Below are 14393 nucleotides of genomic sequence, written 5' to 3' on the forward strand. Positions count from 1 at the left end.
GGATTGTGGAGCTACCAGATGAGATTCCTCCTTCGTCGGAATGACAAACTAAACCAAAAATCAAATCTGTAACCTGATCAAAAAATGCAAAAACTACCCATCCTCTTTGATGGTGTTTGCAATTTGTGCGATTCGGCAGTGCAGTTTATCATTAAACACGATAAAAAAGATGTATTTAGTTTCGTGGCTTTACAGTCTGATTTAGGAAAGGAAATTTGTAGTTACATTGGTGTCGATCCAAAAATAAGCGATAGCATCATCTTGTACGAACCCGGAATTGCTTATTACCATAAATCAGAAGCGGCTTTTAAAATAGCATCTCAATTGGGCGGTTTCTATGAATTTCTGGCAATTTTCAATGTTTTTCCAAAGAAAATTAACGACTCTATTTACGATTATATCGCTAAGAACCGCTATAAATGGTATGGTAAAAAAGACCTGTGCATGATTCCTACACCTGAATTGAAAGCAAAATTTTTAAACTAAGACTGAGTGTTTTTTCTGCGATTTCGTTCTTTAATAATCATTTCCAGCTCGCGGCTCGTTTGTCCGGTAACAGCAGTATTTTCCTGGGCACGACGAATTAAATAAGGAACCACTTCTTTGACTGGTCCAAAAGGAAGGTATTTAGCAACATTATATCCATTTGCTGCCAAATTAAAACTCATAGTATCACTCATGCCATACAATTGCCCAAACCAAATTCGGACATTATTAGTTGCAATATTTTTTTGCTGCATTAATTCCATCAAATAATAAGCACTGGTTTCGTTGTGTGTGCCTGCAAAAAGAGAAAAAACATCTAAATTATCAGTAATAAAACGCAAAGCAGCGTCATAACTTTCATCTGTTTTTTGCTTAGTCGAACAAATAGGCGACGCATAATTGTTTTCTTCGGCACGTTCATTTTCTTTTTCCATATAGGCACCGCGAACTAATTTAATTCCTATAAAAAATCCTTCTGCTTTAGCTTTTTGATGCATTTCCTTCAAATAATCCATTCGATCCCAACGGTACATTTGCAGGGTATTAAAAACAATGGTTTTTTCTTTATTGTATTTGTGCATCATTTCCAGAATCAATTTGTCAGCGGCTGTTTGCATCCAACTTTCCTCGGCATCAATCAAAATAGAAACATTTTTTTGATAAGCTTCTTTGCAAACCCAATCAAAACGCCCCACTACTCTATTCCATTCATCTTGTTCTGAATCAGTTAAAATTTCCTGATTTCCAATTTTTTCATACAAATCAATCCGTCCAAAACTCGTTGGTTTAAAAACACTAAAAGGAATTGCCTGACGTTCTTTGTCAAATTCAATGATTTTTAACACTTTTTGGAGCGCATTATCAAACTCGCTTTCGTTAGCTTTTCCTTCAACAGCATAATCCAAAACAGCCGAAACGCCTTTAGTATCAAGAATATCAACCACTTTAAGGCAATCTTCCTCATTTATTCCTCCGCAAAATTGATTAAAGATGGTTTTTCGAATTACATTTTCGACAGGTAAATTTAATCGCAAGGCCAAACCGATAATTTTGGTTCCTATTTTGACCAATGGTTTTAGAGCCATCATTTTAAAAAGAAAATAAGACGCATTCAATTGGCTATTGCTTTTCAAAGCAAATGCGATTTGGGTATTATCGAATATCTTTTTCATTTTTTTTGCTATTTAAAACAAATATAGCCAGAGTTATGGACATTAATTACTAGAAATTACCTTATTTTGCATTTCAAAATAATTAATGACAATGCAGACAATTCAAGCCAATAACTACCCAATCTATTTTAACGAAAAAGCATACGAAGCTTTAAATCTTCATATAAGTAACAACAAATATTCTAACATCTTTATTATTGTAGATAGTAATACAAATGAGTTTTGTTTACCAAAATTACTACCTAATATTGAAACTGATTTAAATGTAGAAATTATCGAGTTTGAAGCAGGTGAAGAAAATAAGAATATTGAGACCTGTGTTGAAATTTGGAAAATACTTACTGAACTTGGAGGAGACAGAAAAAGTCTTGTACTTAATTTAGGTGGTGGAGTTGTTACTGATCTTGGTGGTTTTGTAGCATCAACATTTAAACGTGGTGTTGATTTTATCCACATTCCTACGACTTTGCTTTCTATGGTTGATGCTTCGGTAGGTGGAAAAAACGGAGTAGATTTAGGAAATTTAAAAAACCAGATAGGTGTTATCAATGTGCCTAACATGGTTCTTATTGATACACAATTTCTAGAAACCGTTCCTCAAAACGAAATGCGTTCGGGTCTTGCCGAAATGTTGAAACACGGTTTGATTTACGATAAAAAATACTGGGAAGAATTTCTGGATATTTCAACAATTGATTTTGACTCTCTTGACCAATTAATCTACAGATCAGTCGAAATTAAAAATGAGATTGTAAAGCAAGATCCAACCGAGAAAAACATTCGAAAAGCTTTGAATTTTGGACATACTTTAGGTCATGCCATTGAAGGATATTTTCTTGAAAGCGAAACTAAAACAACCTTACTTCACGGAGAAGCTATTGCTGTGGGAATGATTCTTGAAAGCTACATCTCTTTACACAAAGGATTAATTTCTAAAGAAGAATATACTCAAATCAAGCACGTACTTAAGTCAATCTATGAAGATATTGTTTTTGAAAAAGAAGACATCGATCCTATCCTAGAGTTGTTAATTCACGATAAAAAAAATGAATATGGAAGTATTCAATTTGCATTAATCGAAGGTATCGGAAAAATAAAAATCAATCAAGCTGTTGAGAATGAATTAATTCTTGAAGCCTTTGAAGATTATAAATCTTAACTATTTTTTTTATAAAAAAGGATTGCATCACTTATATATTATTTTTTACATTTGCCGCAATGAAAAAAGTTCAAAAACAAAGAAATTATAACACAGACCAGAGCGTTAACAATAGTTCTTTCTTAAGAATATTGAAGCGTTTTAATTTGGTTATAAGTTCATTTAATTTTGATGTTTTTCAATACTTAAAAGCAGAAAACGAAAAGTTGCAAATTATATATGCAAACATTAGGGTTTGAATTATAGCTTAATTTATCTTAATTAATCTATAACACACAAAACTCTAAAAGCAAAATGAATACAAAATATTCTGATCTAATCAATCAAACATACTATTTCCCTCAGGAAGAATTCAAACTCAACAAAGACAATCTTCATTTTCACAATATCGATTTGATGAAATTGGTTGAAAAGTATGGCACTCCTTTAAAATTTACTTATTTACCTCAAATTTCTAACAACATCAACAAAGCCAAAAGCTGGTTTCGTAAAGCGATGGAGAAAAACAAATATGAGGGAAAATACTATTACTGTTATTGCACGAAAAGTTCTCATTTTGAATTCGTTATGAATGAAGCTTTCAAAAATAATATTCATGTTGAAACTTCATCTGCATTTGACATTAATATTGTTGAGAACCTTTTAGAAAATGGTAAAATCAACAAAAGCACTTATATTTTATGTAACGGTTTCAAAAGAGATCAATACATCGAAAATATTGCCCGTTTAATCAATAACGGACATAAAAATACTATTCCAATTATTGACAACTATGAAGAATTAGATTTACTTCAATCGGAAATCAAAGGAAAATTCAAAATCGGTATCCGTATTGCTGCCGAGGAAGAACCTAAATTCGAGTTCTATACTTCAAGATTAGGGATTGGTTACAAAAACATTGTTTCTTTTTACAAAAAACAAATCCAGGAAAACGATAAATTGGAGTTGAAAATGCTTCACTTTTTTATCAATACCGGAATCAACGATACCGCTTATTACTGGAACGAATTGGTAAAGTGTATCAAAGTATATATCGCTCTTAAAAGAGAATGTCCTACTCTGGACGGTTTGAATATCGGAGGAGGTTTTCCAATAAAAAACTCTTTGGCATTCGAATACGATTATCAATACATGATTGACGAAATCATCAATCAGATTAAAATTGCCTGTGACGAAGCCGAAGTAGATGTCCCTCATATTTTTACAGAATTTGGATCATTTACTGTAGGTGAAAGTGGCGGAGCAATTTATCAGGTTCTTTATCAAAAACAACAAAACGACAGAGAAAAGTGGAATATGATTGATTCTTCATTCATCACTACTTTACCGGATACCTGGGCTATAAATAAGCGTTTTATCATGTTAGCCGTAAACCGTTGGAACGACACCTACGAAAGAGTATTATTAGGTGGCCTTACTTGTGACAGCGATGACTACTACAACTCTGAGCAAAACATGAACGCCATTTATTTACCAAAATACAACAAAGAAAAACCACTTTATATCGGATTTTTTAATACTGGTGCTTATCAGGAAACCATTGGAGGATACGGAGGATTGCATCACTGCTTAATCCCGCAACCTAAGCATATCCTAATAGATAGAGACGAAAATGGTATTTTGGCTACAGAAGTATTTTCGGAGCAACAAACCTCTGAAGATGTATTAAAAATATTAGGTTACAAATAAAAAATAATTAACAAAACACACAATTAGTAGATTTATAATTTCATTATATTTGAGCCGTTTTAGATTCAAATACACATAAATTTACAAAATATTTAAAACCCTTAAAATGAGTAAAGGACCGATCAGTCAGTTTATTGAAAAGCATTATCTACATTTCAATTCTGCATCTTTAGTCGATGCCGCAAAAGCTTACGAACAACAATTAGCCAATGGTGCTAAAATGATGGTAAGTATGGCTGGAGCAATGAGTACAGCAGAAATTGGAAAAATCTTCGCCGAAATCATACGTCAGGATAAAGTTCAGATTATCTCCTGTACAGGTGCAAACCTTGAAGAAGACATCATGAACCTGGTAGCACATTCTCACTATGAAAGAGTGCCTAACTACCGTGATTTAACGCCTGAAGACGAATGGGCTTTATTAGAAAGAGGATTGAACCGTGTGACTGATACTTGTATTCCTGAACACGAAGCTTTCCGTAGATTACAAAAACACATCTACAAAATATGGAAAGATGCTGATGATAAAGGAGAGCGTTATTTTCCTCATGAATTCATGTACAAAATGTTACTTTCGGGAGTATTAGAAGAATATTACGAAATTGACTTAAAAGACAGCTGGATGTATGCTGCTGCTGAGAAAAATTTACCTATTATTGTTCCTGGATGGGAAGATAGTACAATGGGGAATATTTTTGCTTCTTATGTTATCAAGGGAGACCTTAAAGCTTCAACAATGAAATCAGGTATTGAATACATGACTTTTTTAGCTGATTGGTACCCAAAGAATAGTGAAAATGGTATTGGTTTTTTCCAAATTGGTGGTGGTATCGCTGGAGACTTCCCTATTTGTGTTGTTCCAATGTTGTATCAGGATATGGAAATGCACAACATTCCGTTCTGGAGTTATTTCTGCCAAATTTCAGATTCTACAACCAGTTATGGTTCGTACTCTGGAGCAGTTCCAAACGAAAAAATCACTTGGGGTAAATTAGATATCACAACTCCTAAGTTTATTATTGAATCAGATGCTACTATTGTAGCACCATTAATTTTTGCTTATTTATTAGATTTATAATACCATTTTTATGAGAAGAATTATTGTTGAGTATGCTAAACTGACAAATGAAATTTTAAACTTATTGGTTGAGAAATTTCCTGATGGATATGACGATGAAGATATTATTCGTTTTAAAAATGCTAAAAACGAATTAATAGAAGCAGTTGAAGTCCGCACTGAAGACACAATCTACTTAGTAAAAGTAAGTACTAAACTTGCTGATAGAATAGAAAATTTTGACGAAGATGATGAAGAAATAGATGATGTTATCGAACCAATCGCACCAATTAAAGGTTTAGATTTGGATGACGACATTAGTGATGATGACGATGATGATGACGATACTGACAAACCAGATTTAGACGACGATGATGAAGATTCAGATGACAAAGGTGGTTCAGATGATGACGATGACGAAGATGATGAAGACTAATTCATAAAAACACAAAAGGAACTCAAAAAAGAGTTCCTTTTTTAATTTCCAAAAACACAATTCGAAATTCGAACTCTAAAAATGATTACTTCCCAAATATTACATACTACACTTAAAGAAAATTTTGGATTTGAAAAATTCAGAAGCAATCAGGAAGAAATTATAAATACTATTTTAAACGGTAATGATACTTTAGCCATCATGCCTACAGGTGGTGGAAAATCCATTTGTTTTCAATTGCCAGCATTATTGTTTCCCGGAATTACCATCGTGATTTCGCCACTTATTGCGTTAATGAAAGATCAGGTAGACAGTTTAAAAGCCAATGGAATTGCGGCTTGCTTTATTAACAGCACTCAAACAGAAACTGAACAACAGCAACATATTGAAAACCTAAAAAACAACAAAGTAAAACTGGTTTACATTGCACCCGAAAGTTTATCCTACCTAGATAACGCTTTTAGTGTACTTACCATAAGCTTGATTGCTATTGACGAAGCGCATTGTATTTCGTCATGGGGACATGATTTTAGACCTGCTTATACCAATTTAGGCTATCTTAAAAACCGCTTCCCTTCTACCCCAATCCTTGCTTTAACTGCAACTGCTGATAAAGCTACACGTCAAGATATTAGCAACCAATTAAACTTACGAAAACCCACTGTTTTCATTTCTTCTTTTGATCGAAAAAATCTAAGTTTAGAAGTTCGTCCAGCTTTAGACAGAGTAAAGCAAATTATTGACTTTATCGAATCAAAACCAAACGATTCCGGTATTATTTATTGTCTCAGCCGAAAAACAACCGAAGATCTTGCCGAAAAACTCAGCAAAATAGGAATCAATGCTAAAGCCTATCACGCTGGTTTAGACAGTGAACTTCGTTCAAAAACTCAAGACGAATTTATTAACGACCAATGTCAGGTGATTTGCGCCACCATTGCATTTGGAATGGGAATTGACAAGTCTAATGTGCGCTGGGTGATTCATTACAACCTACCTAAAAATATTGAAGGTTATTACCAGGAAATTGGTCGTGCAGGTCGTGATGGATTGGCTTCTGAAACTATTTTATTCGAAAGTTATGGCGATTTGATTCAGTTGCAAAAATTTGCTTCGCAGGGACAAAATGCCGAAATCCAATTGGCAAAACTCGAAAGAATGAAACAATATACTGATGCACTGAGCTGTCGCAGAAAAATATTGCTTTCTTATTTTAGCGAGATTGTTACCGAAAACTGTGGCAATTGCGATATCTGCAAAAATCCACCCGCCTTTTTTGATGGAACCATTATTGCTCAAAAAGCACTTTCGGCTATTATCAGACTTCAGGAATCTGAACCATTAGCTGTAATTGTTGATTTTTTACGAGGCTCTAAAAACGCCTATATTTACGAGAAAGAATACCAAAACTTAAAAACATATGGCGTAGGCATTGAAACCTCCTGGCACGATTGGAATCAATACCTGATTCAATTAATTAATCTTGGGTATTGCGAAATTGCTTTTCACCAACAAAACAAAATTAAACTTACTCCTTTGGCTAGAAAAGTACTATTCGAAAACGAAAAAGTACAACTCAACACCGTACAAAAAGCAAATACCAGTAAAACTGAAACCAAGGAAACTAAAACAAAAGTAGTAGCCAATTCATTGTTTGAAAGCTTACGCAAGTTGCGTTATGAAATTGCAAAAGAAGAAGATGTGCCAGCTTATGTTATTTTTAGCGATGCTGCTTTACGCCAAATGGAAATCAATCGTCCAATGAGTGAAGAAGAATTGATTGCGATTGACGGTGTTGGAAAAGCCAAATTAGAAAAGTATGGCGATGCCTTTATTAAAACCATTATTGCTTTTCAAAAAGACAAAAAAGTAAAATCTAAAAAAGAGTCCAGCACCTACAAAGAAACTTTAGCTTTGTACCAAGAAGGTTTTTCTACCGAAGAAATTGCTGCAAAACGAAAATTAGGATTAAGTACAATTATGTCTCATTTGGCAAAATTATATTCTGATGGAACTTCAATTGATTTACACCAATTTATTTCAAAAGAAGAAGTGAATTTAATAGCAGCTGCCCGTTTAAAACTAGAAAAACCCGCTGCTTTAAAACCTTATTTTGATTATTTCGAAGAAAAAATAGGCTATGAAAAAATTCGAATTGGTTTAGCAATCATTGAAAAAGAAGAAGCTAATACTTAAAACTATGATTTACTCCTTCCCTCCTTTTGTCAACACCGAAACCGAAATTCTAATTCTGGGAACCATGCCCGGAATTGCTTCGTTAGAAAAACAGGAATATTATGCGCATCCACGCAATCATTTCTGGAAAATAATTTACACTATATTTGATAAATTACCTGTTGCTACCGTTTTCGAAGAAAAAATAAAAGTATTACAAACTAACAAAATTGGAATTTGGGATGTTCTGGAAAATTGCGAACGCAAAGGAAGTTTAGATATTCACATCAAAAATCATAAGCCAAATGATTTTGAAGACTTATTCAAACAATACCCAAAAATCAAAAGAATCATCTTTAACGGAAAAGAGAGTCACCGTTATTTTATTAAGAATTTCGGGCAAATAAAAGGCATTACTTATTATGTAATGCCTTCTACAAGTCCCGCTAATACGATGTCTTTTGAAAACAAGTTGAAAATTTGGTCTACTTGTTTTTATTAGTTTACAGGTATCTTTCCTGAAAAACTTTTTGATGGTGCTTTTGATGTCCAATGATAATAAAACCTATTGCCCGCACTGAAAGTTCATGATTAGAAGCAGTCCCAATTCTTCTTAATTGTTCTTCTGAAAAACTCTTAAAAAGTACCAAAGTACTTTGACGAACAATTGACAATTCAGTCAATAAACTCTGCAAATGTCTGTCGTTAGCATTTGTATTTAAAGCAAAAGCATTTTCATCAAATCCCGGTAATGGTGTTTTGTCATTTCTCGAAATTCGCAAAGCCCGATAAGCAAAAACACGTTCGGTATCGATGATATGCTGGATAATTTCTTTGATAGTCCATTTGCCCAAAGCATAGCGATAATCAAATTTATCCATTGGAATATCCTGAACAAAACGAATAAAATCATGAAGACTTATTTCTAAGTCTTCATATAAATCTCCATCTCCTGCCGCTTTTACATAAGTAGCATTAAATATGGAATATTCGTTTTCCGGGATATCAGTGCTTTTCATAATCAAAGATTAAGCTGAGTTTCTACTTGCGTTAGTGTTTCCAAATAAAGAACGCATTACGATTTTCTCGTACACTTTGATCAATTTATCATTTGGAACACTTTCTTTATTCAATTCGTTAATTCGCAATAAAGCATATTGTTGAATAGTCAATAATGGCAATACGATACGCTCTCTAATTTGAATTGAAGCCATTCCATCAGGATAATTTTCCATCAGTTGTTTATGACCGGCAATTTTCAACAATAATCTTTTGGTTTCCAAAAATTCATCGTAGATGTTTTGCCAAAACTCTCCAAATTCAGGATCGTTTTTCATGTAAGCCGTTAATGGGAAGAATGATTTTGCCAATGACATCATACTATTCTCTAACAAAGTCTTGAAAAACATTGAACTATTGTATAAATCCTGAACCTTATCCCATTGATTTGTATCCTCAAAATATTTCAAAGCAGTTCCAACACCATAAAATCCAGGAACATTTTGCTTTAACTGACTCCAAGAACCTACAAACGGAATCGCTCTTAAATCTTTAAAATCTAGTTTTTCAGATTTACTTCTTTTAGAAGGACGGCTTCCAATATTAGTTTTTGCATAATATTTCAACGTACTCATTTTCTCCAAGTACGGAATGAATTTATCATGATTTTTGAAACTTAAATATTTCTTATATCCTAAATCAGATAATTGATTTAAAATCGCTTGATCTTCATCTGATAATTTATTCAAATCCTTATTAAATACCTGATTTGTAACCCCGGCACTTAACAAGTTTTCCAAATTATGACGACAAGAATCTAAAGTACCAAAATTAGAACTAATAGTTTGTCCTTGAACTGTCACTTGAATTTCTTTGTTTTCGATATTTGGTCCTAAAGAAGCATAGAATTTATGTGTTTTCCCTCCTCCACGAGCTGGCGGTCCACCACGTCCATCAAAGAAAATAACTTTTATGCCATATTTTCTAGACATAGCAGTAAGCTGTTCCTTAGCCTTATAAATACTCCAGTTAGCCATTAAATAACCACCATCTTTTGTACCATCAGAGAATCCAAGCATGATAGTCTGTTTCATTCCTCTGCTTGCAACATGTGCAGCATAAACCGGATTAGTATACAATTGCTCCATTACATTATGTGCATTTTGCAAATCGTCTACTGATTCGAATAAAGGCACAATATCAACCGAAGGATGTTCCCAATTGTTCAATCTAAACAAAGCAAATGCTTCTAAAACATTCACCGCATTTTCGTTATTACTGATAATATAACGGTTAGCTCCTAACTCACCATTGCTTTCCTGAATTTGTTGAATTGCACGTATAGACTCAAGAGTCGATTGTGTCATTTCATTTTTAAAATCAACAGGATTTAAATCGCCTTTTGCATTTGCTAAAACTTCAATTTTTTCTGTTTCTGATAATTCGTAATAGTTTTTAGGAAAAACATCTTTACCATTTTCTAAATAATAATCGAATACATCTTTAAATACAGCATCATGGATTTTACTGTTTTGACGAATGTCTAAAGTAGCAAAATGGAAACCGAACAAATTAATTTTAATAAGCAAAGCTTCTAATTCATCAAGATACAAAGACTGATGTTGCTCAATAATAATGGTTTTTATTTTGTTTAACTGTGATTTGAATTCATCTAAAGTGATGTAGATTTCACCTCTTGAATAAAAAACAGAACGGTATAATTTGTTTTCAAGTTCAGCAACTAAAACATCCACTCCCGGGAAAGTTAATTTTCTTTTTAAGTTTCTCATTTCGAAATAGTAACATTTCAAAATAGAAGTTCTTAAACGCTCGGCAACTTTTAAGGTAATATCTGTAGTTACAAATGGATTTCCATCTCTGTCTCCTCCTGGCCAAAATCCAAGTTGGATAATAGGATTTTTAATTCCCTCAGGAGAAATATTAGTTTCCAGATAATGCATCATATCACCAGCGGTGTCATAAAATACATTTTCTAAATACCAAATCAAACTTACTGCCTCGTCAAAAGGATTAGGTTTTTCATTTTTGATAAATGGTGTCTTACCTAATTGTGCTAAAAGTTGTTTGATTTGAAGTAAGTTATTATCACGAATTGCCTGAGTCAAATCGTTGATAATCCCTAAAACAGCACCAGGATAAAACTGTGTAGGATGCGCTGTTAAAACCGTTCTTACATTAAAATTTTCTAAAAACTCAACTAATTCCTCATTTTTTCCTCTAGCATCCGCTTTTTCTTTGATATCTCTCAAAGAACCACGTCCCTCCATGTTATTTACAATAGGAAATGCAGCGTCTTCTATAGCATCAAACAACACAATTTGACGTTCGATATACTGGATAAAACGAAACATTAAATCGATTTTATCAGCCTCTACATCAGTATGTAAATATTTTTTTGAGAAAAACTCAAATATTTCCTTTGGTGTTTCCATTTTTCTAAAACCTGTTTCACAAACTTCTGTGAACAAAGGCAGTAAAGCACCTGTGTTGTCTATAGAATCAAAAGGTAAAGTAATGAAAACGCTGTTGTAAATATTGTATTTAGAAAGAACATTTTGTTTAAAACGTTCAATTTTAGGGAGCGTATACATAAATTATGTTGAATTATTTTGTTAATTATGTTGTGTTGTTGTTTTTTAAAAAAAATAACCCCAAGAGTCAACTTGAGGTAATATTTTTTAAAATAACATTCAAGTTCTTAGATTACATATTTTTGAAGATAGTATGCATCAAACGCTTTTTGTCGTTTATGCTTTCCTCAAGAGAAATCATTGTTTCAGTTCTGTAAACACCATCGATATCGTCAATCATAAAGATAACATCCTTAGCATGTTTAGTGTCTTTTGCTCTGATTTTACAGAAAATATTAAATTTTCCTGTAGTAACAGAAGCAACAGTAACAAATGGAATCTCATTAATGCGTTGTAAAACAAACTTAGTTTGAGAAGTGTTATTCAAGAAAACACCAACATAAGCAATAAAAGAATAGCCTAATTTATCATAATCAAGAACCAATGATGATCCCATTATGATTCCAGCATCCTCCATCTTCTTTACTCTAACATGCACTGTTCCAGCAGAAATCAATAATTTTTTTGCAATATCCGTAAACGGAACTCTCGTATTGTCAATCAACATGTCTAATATCTGATGATCTACTTCATCTAAACGGAACTTACTCATATTTCTCTAATTATATTATTAATTGTCATTTTAAGGCATAAAAATATACATAAAAATGATAAAGTCGTACAAAAAATTACTTTTTTATCAATCCATTAACAAATTTAAGTTTTTTATCTAAACAAAAATTTGCTTTTTGATCTAGTTTTGGAATATTTCCTTCCTCATCTTCATAAGCAGCCCCCTGAGCATCATATACTTCATGACCGAAAAACCCCTCTAATTCATCAAGCCTTGCAATATAAGCGTTAAAATGGATTGCTCCATCAACCAACTCTTCCTTATACTGTGCAGCAAAATTCGTTATTTTTTCATTACCGTCATAATTTATTTTAATCTTTTTGTATATAAAATCATAAAAAACGACTTTATTTTGAGGAATATTCAAATAATCCTCCGTTCTATTAACTTCTATAACGTTTTCGTTAAGTATTGTGAAACTCGAAACCAAAGCCATAAAAACATATTTTCGGGTAATTTCTCTTTGATAATCCCCCGGAAAATGTCCGGCCTCAAACAAAATAGTCGGCACTCCTAAATACTGAAAGGTATCTCCAATACAATTAATATTAAACGAATCATCAAATCGCCCAATTTGACCAGGAATAAATTCCTGTAAAACCGCATTCATGCCTGCAATCAAATTAATTGCTTTTTGCCTGGAATCATTTATCTCTCTTTCTTCATTATAAGAAGGCGCTAAAAACGACACAGTTGCTGGTTTTCCAGTATCCGCAACACCAAAAATAGTACGCTGATCATGAAGATTATAACAAAAATCAGGTTTAAACTCCTCAAAAACCGCTCGCAAAATCTTACTTTCTGGCTGAGTAAGATCTTGAGAATCCCTGTTTAAATCAATTTCATTGGCATTTGCACGAGTATACAAAGTCGCTCCATCTGGATTCAACATTGGCAAACAGCAAAAAGTAAAGTTAGCCAAAAACGCTTTAGCTAAATCTGAACCGCTATGTAACACATTTAAAAAATCAAATAATGCTTTTGTAGTGGTACTTTCGTTACCATGCATTTGTGACCAAAGGTAAATTTTAGTTTTTCCGATACCAATAATATACTTATAAATTGGTCTTCCCTGAACCGATTCTCCAATAACCGAAAGTTGATTATCTGTATTAATTCTTTTCAAAATAGGCTCAATAGACTCTAATGTCAAATACCTACCTTCAATCGTTTTTTCCTTGTTATCAAGAAACAACTGCTCTAAATTCATAATCTAATATATTTGATTTACAAAAGTAAACATCTTTATTTTTACATTTGTAAACTGTTTTAAATGCGGATTTTTTATAATTGTAAACACAGTATTCAATCTTTTCGATTCTGCTAACCTCTTGATTATTAACAAATGTTATTTTTATATTTAAAGTAATTCAATTATTTTGTTTTCAGATGATTAACATATTTTACTTAAACCAGATTAACTAGTAAAAACCCCCTGATATTGCTAGTTTACAACTGTAATTTTGCTAATTTGAATATTTTTGATTACATTTGTAAATACAGGATTCTAAACTGTAATTTACAATGGTAAACACTGACGATTTTATAAAAAGACTTGAAATTATACTCGATTATTACAGCATCAATGCTTCTGCATTTGCCGATAAAATTGGTGTGCAACGCTCTAGTTTATCTCATCTCCTTTCGGGAAGAAATAAACCAAGTCTGGATTTTATCCTCAAAATTCTGGATGTGTATCCTGAAGTAGATTTGTATTGGATTTTAAACGGTAAAGGTAATTTTCCTAAAAACAATTCAACAACAACTGAATCAGAACCAACAACCAACTCCACTTCCATTCCTTTATCAATAAATCCAAGCCCTGCTATTGCTGAAGATTTATTTTCGAAAAGTATTGTTGAAGAAACAAAAACTACTTCACCCAAACATTCAAATGAAATGATTAAAAATTTATTTGAAGAAGATATTGAAAAAATAGTGTTTTTCTATAAAGACGGCACTTTTAAAACCTTTAATCCAAATCAAAAAAAATAG

At 32.7% G+C, this 14393-nt stretch carries 13 protein-coding genes; 8 read left to right on the forward strand and 5 right to left on the reverse strand.

The genetic code is table 11. The features are described 5' to 3' along the window. Nucleotides 1-84: 84 nt before the first annotated feature. Nucleotides 85-486: a thiol-disulfide oxidoreductase DCC family protein gene (locus EOD40_RS15500; protein WP_128197081.1), complete on the forward strand. Its 402-nt coding sequence runs from the start codon at nt 85-87 to the stop codon at nt 484-486. Here EOD40_RS15500 and EOD40_RS15505 read toward each other — a convergent pair. Then, on the reverse strand, nt 483-1658 hold the full coding sequence (locus tag EOD40_RS15505) for a proline dehydrogenase family protein (RefSeq protein WP_128197082.1): 1176 nt from the start codon (nt 1656-1658) through the stop codon (nt 483-485). The genes EOD40_RS15500 and EOD40_RS15505 overlap by 4 nt on opposite strands. Nucleotides 1659-1749: 91 nt before the next feature. Here EOD40_RS15505 and aroB point away from each other — a divergent pair, with 91 nt between their 5' ends. From aroB to EOD40_RS15535, 6 genes are all read left to right on the forward strand, one after another. Continuing rightward, on the forward strand, nt 1750-2817 hold the full coding sequence (gene aroB, locus EOD40_RS15510) for a 3-dehydroquinate synthase (protein ID WP_128197083.1): 1068 nt from the start codon (nt 1750-1752) through the stop codon (nt 2815-2817). Between the two features lie 294 nt (nt 2818-3111). Continuing rightward, a complete protein-coding gene (locus EOD40_RS15515) occupies nt 3112-4506 on the forward strand; it encodes a type III PLP-dependent enzyme domain-containing protein (RefSeq protein ID WP_128197085.1) in 1395 nt (464 codons plus the stop codon). Nucleotides 4507-4612: 106 nt separating this feature from the next. Next, complete coding sequence (locus tag EOD40_RS15520; protein WP_035657553.1) at nt 4613-5584, forward strand: deoxyhypusine synthase family protein; 972 nt, start codon at nt 4613-4615, stop codon at nt 5582-5584. Nucleotides 5585-5594: 10 nt separating this feature from the next. Continuing rightward, a complete protein-coding gene (locus tag EOD40_RS17990) occupies nt 5595-5999 on the forward strand; it encodes a DNA primase (RefSeq protein WP_164905492.1) in 405 nt (134 codons plus the stop codon). An 81-nt stretch (nt 6000-6080) separates the two neighbouring features. Next, a complete protein-coding gene (gene recQ / locus EOD40_RS15530) occupies nt 6081-8195 on the forward strand; it encodes a DNA helicase RecQ (RefSeq protein ID WP_128197087.1) in 2115 nt (704 codons plus the stop codon). A gap of 4 nt (nt 8196-8199) precedes the next feature. Further along, the gene (locus EOD40_RS15535; protein ID WP_128197089.1) at nt 8200-8676 is read left to right on the forward strand and encodes a DNA-deoxyinosine glycosylase; all 477 of its coding nucleotides are present in this window, start codon (nt 8200-8202) and stop codon (nt 8674-8676) included. A 1-nt stretch (nt 8677) separates the two neighbouring features. Here EOD40_RS15535 and EOD40_RS15540 read toward each other — a convergent pair whose 3' ends face one another. The 4 genes from EOD40_RS15540 to EOD40_RS15555 form a co-directional block, all read right to left on the reverse strand. After that, entirely contained in the window at nt 8678-9193 is a 516-nt protein-coding gene (locus EOD40_RS15540; RefSeq protein ID WP_128197090.1) for a DinB family protein, read from the reverse strand. A 9-nt stretch (nt 9194-9202) separates the two neighbouring features. Then, nucleotides 9203-11785, reverse strand: coding sequence for a phosphoenolpyruvate carboxylase (locus tag EOD40_RS15545; protein WP_128197092.1), 2583 nt, complete (start codon nt 11783-11785; stop codon nt 9203-9205). 112 nt (nt 11786-11897) lie between these two features. Then, nucleotides 11898-12377: an Lrp/AsnC family transcriptional regulator gene (locus EOD40_RS15550; RefSeq protein ID WP_007139244.1), complete on the reverse strand. Its 480-nt coding sequence runs from the start codon at nt 12375-12377 to the stop codon at nt 11898-11900. Between the two features lie 76 nt (nt 12378-12453). Further along, nucleotides 12454-13608 (reverse strand): M14 family metallopeptidase, encoded by a 1155-nt coding sequence (locus EOD40_RS15555; protein WP_128197094.1) that lies wholly within the window; start codon nt 13606-13608, stop codon nt 12454-12456. Nucleotides 13609-13922: 314 nt separating this feature from the next. On the opposite strand from EOD40_RS15555, the gene EOD40_RS15560 reads away from it, so the two are divergent. After that, complete coding sequence (locus EOD40_RS15560) at nt 13923-14393, forward strand: helix-turn-helix domain-containing protein (protein WP_128197095.1); 471 nt, start codon at nt 13923-13925, stop codon at nt 14391-14393.

Source organism: Flavobacterium sufflavum (assembly GCF_004016525.1).
GTDB classification, from domain to species: Bacteria; Bacteroidota; Bacteroidia; order Flavobacteriales; family Flavobacteriaceae; genus Flavobacterium; species Flavobacterium sufflavum.

Coding starts and splice junctions, on each gene's coding strand:
- EOD40_RS15505 (WP_128197082.1), bottom strand. CDS start 1,658: ATGAAAAAGATATTCGATAATACCCAAATCGCATTTGCTTTGAAAAGC.
- recQ (WP_128197087.1), top strand. CDS start 6,081: ATGATTACTTCCCAAATATTACATACTACACTTAAAGAAAATTTTGGA.
- EOD40_RS15535 (WP_128197089.1), top strand. CDS start 8,200: ATGATTTACTCCTTCCCTCCTTTTGTCAACACCGAAACCGAAATTCTA.
- EOD40_RS15515 (WP_128197085.1), top strand. CDS start 3,112: ATGAATACAAAATATTCTGATCTAATCAATCAAACATACTATTTCCCT.
- EOD40_RS15540 (WP_128197090.1), bottom strand. CDS start 9,193: ATGAAAAGCACTGATATCCCGGAAAACGAATATTCCATATTTAATGCT.
- EOD40_RS15545 (WP_128197092.1), bottom strand. CDS start 11,785: ATGTATACGCTCCCTAAAATTGAACGTTTTAAACAAAATGTTCTTTCT.
- EOD40_RS15500 (WP_128197081.1), top strand. CDS start 85: ATGCAAAAACTACCCATCCTCTTTGATGGTGTTTGCAATTTGTGCGAT.
- EOD40_RS15520 (WP_035657553.1), top strand. CDS start 4,613: ATGAGTAAAGGACCGATCAGTCAGTTTATTGAAAAGCATTATCTACAT.
- aroB (WP_128197083.1), top strand. CDS start 1,750: ATGCAGACAATTCAAGCCAATAACTACCCAATCTATTTTAACGAAAAA.
- EOD40_RS15550 (WP_007139244.1), bottom strand. CDS start 12,377: ATGAGTAAGTTCCGTTTAGATGAAGTAGATCATCAGATATTAGACATG.
- EOD40_RS15555 (WP_128197094.1), bottom strand. CDS start 13,608: ATGAATTTAGAGCAGTTGTTTCTTGATAACAAGGAAAAAACGATTGAA.
- EOD40_RS17990 (WP_164905492.1), top strand. CDS start 5,595: ATGAGAAGAATTATTGTTGAGTATGCTAAACTGACAAATGAAATTTTA.
- EOD40_RS15560 (WP_128197095.1), top strand. CDS start 13,923: ATGGTAAACACTGACGATTTTATAAAAAGACTTGAAATTATACTCGAT.